The following is a 2,521-nucleotide window of genomic DNA, read 5'->3' as shown; positions in this document are numbered from 1 at the left end:
GCTAATCGCAGGGGATGGTGTGATCATTTGTGACGGTAAAGATTTTTGGGGCTACGTGGCGTTTTTGCCCGGTCAGGTGCTCAAGGTGCCGGCCCCGGAGAGGTTCGATCTGAAGACTCTGTTCGCCGATACCATTCTGGCGAACGCCCTCATGCAGGGTCCCGGGCAGCTTTACAGCTTGCTCCCCCCACCCCTGGTCTTGCTGGTGGCGGAGGATCCGCTAAAAACCTTGCTTTATCGCAGCGAAGAGCAGGATGTCATACCACCCGGGACAATCGGGACATTCACGTGCGATCGGGTTCGCATTCGTCGCAAAGATGGGGATGTCATCCTTTGGATCGACAGGAAGACACGCTTGCTCGTGCGGGTTGACCTGCCCGCAGAGGGACTGCGGCAGAGCTTTGATGCCGGGCGATTTCAGAATCTTGCGATCTACGAAGAATTCATCGACCCCGTGGTCAATAAGCCGATCAATCCGGAAGCCTTCGTGTTTTCCGTCCCGTCGGACGCTCGGATTGTCAGTGAGCTCCATCCGTACGGCTACGATTACCTGGGGACCCGGCCGGCGGAGTTTGAATTTGAAGACACCAACGGTCAGAAGGTTACGTTGGCAAGCCTGGCGGGCAAACCGGTGGTGCTGGAATTCTGGTCCAGAAACCACCCCGGGTCGCAGGTGGTTCTCCAGGCGATTCAGGCGGTTGCCCAGCAGTTTTCCGACCGAGTGGCGTTCTACGCCGTGAGCGTGGACCATGTGGTGGATGCCCTTGATAGTCCGGCGGTTAAAAATGAGGAACTGCTTAAGCTCCTTCAATCCTGGCAGGTCACCCTGCCTCTTCTCCGCGATCCACGCAATGATTCGGAAAAAATCTTTGGGGCGACTTTTCGACCGAATAAAGTCACCGTCCCCTGCCTTGTGATCCTCAATGCCGAAGGTGTCGTCCAAACGTATCACCTGGGCATGACGATCGACCTGGTGGACCGCCTGAGCGGAACCCTCGAGAAGCTCCTCAGCGGCGTCAACCTTGTGGACGAAGAGCGGGCAGGCTTCGAAAAAATGAAAAAAGAGTTGGCGAGACTCGTGGACGAGGCATCGCAGCACGGGCTGTTTACCTTCGCCCTGGATGAAATCACCGCCGCCAGTACCGTCGAACCGGCAGCTGCCAGCGCTCCGCAGCACTTGAAACTGGTGGACCTGTTCAAGTGCACCCTCATTAAGTCGCCTGGCAATATCGTGATTGTCCCGGACTCTGCGGGCAACGATCGCGTCATCTGTGTCGAGGAAGGCAATACCGCGGCGGAGATTGGTTGGGACGGCACGGTAAAATCCCGTTGGCCCCTCAAACCGGTTCCGCCAGACAAAATCGACTTTCTCCGAAGCGCCGTGGACAACACCGGAAAACGATATTTCGCGGGCTGGTCCTTCGGCTCTCAGCAGTTATCCATCTACAACGACCAATTCGAGCTTCAGAGCCGATACCCCGGCGAGGGCACGCCGCCCCACGACGGGATGGCGGACGTCCGCCTCGTTGACCTCAATGCGGATGGAAATCTCGAAGCCGTGATCGGATTCCTGGGGGTTGTCGGTGTCCAGGCCATCTCCCTGGATGGGAAGCGGTTATGGAGCAACCGAACGGCGGCGGTGGCCTTTCGCATTGGGGTTTTGCCGGGTCCTCAGAGGCAACCGCCGAGTTTCCTCGTGACCAATACCTCGCGAGGTAGCGCGGTGCAAATCAGCCATGATGGCCAGCGGATGGGGGAAATTATCGTGCTGGGGCGAACAATCGCCTGGCTCGCCGCGGCTGACCTCGACGGAGACGGAATGGCCGAACTTTGTGGCCTGGATCCCAAGGATTTTGCCCAAACGGAGGCCTTCGGATTCAATCTGGCCGGCGACGAGCTCTGGAAGTACACGCTTCCCAAGGGGATGGTCCAATATCCAGTGGAACAAATCGTGCACGGTCGCCTGCTTCCCGGCAAGACGGAGCAGTGGATTCTCGTCGGTGCGGACGGATCGGTCCACATTCTGGATAAGGCTGGCCAGCTCGTGGACCGCTTCAATGTGGGCGAACTGATCACGGGCGTGGCCGTTGCGCAGCATTCGGGAGCCCCCGTGCTCGTCGTTGCCACACCTCAGCAGGTCATCGCCTGGTCGGTTACGCCCGGTGGATCGTGAGCATCGGCGGTGCAGATATCCACCATTGTCAAAGCAGCTTGAGCTGCATAGAACCCATGCCGCTATCTTGGCCGGGGGACACCCGCGGGGAATGCTGTGCTCCGCAACTCCCAGAGGCATTCGCGAACGCGATCTTCGACGAGGCCGAGAAACGCGTCTTCGTCCAGAGATAGATACTCGTCCGGTGTTATGGGGACACCAAAACGGACGGCGATCCGTCCAGGTCTTGGCCATTTTCTCCATTTCGGCCAGGCGGCAAAGGCGCCCTCGATAGCGGTGGGAAGAATCCTTGCCCGGGACCGAACCGCCAGCATCCGAAATCCTTTGTGGAAGGGATGAATCTCGCCG

Annotated in this window: 1 protein-coding gene and 1 pseudogene; one reads left to right on the top strand and one right to left on the bottom strand. The window is 58.8% G+C overall.

What is annotated here, in order from left to right; translation table 11 throughout:
- Positions 1-2,173, top strand: a 2,173-nt coding sequence (locus H5U08_RS15590; protein WP_297035100.1) for a redoxin domain-containing protein, incomplete at its 5' end; no start/stop codon positions are given.
- Between the two features lie 62 nt (positions 2,174-2,235).
- On the opposite strand, the pseudogene H5U08_RS15585 reads toward H5U08_RS15590, so the two are convergent.
- Positions 2,236-2,521 (bottom strand): annotated as a pseudogene (locus tag H5U08_RS15585) (hypothetical protein); the annotation flags it as partial.

The organism is Thermogutta sp. (assembly GCF_014359955.1).
Classification (GTDB): Bacteria; Planctomycetota; Planctomycetia; order Pirellulales; family Thermoguttaceae; genus Thermogutta.
The sequence above is the reverse complement of the archived record's forward strand: the minus strand, read 5'-3'. Positions and strand labels throughout refer to the sequence as shown.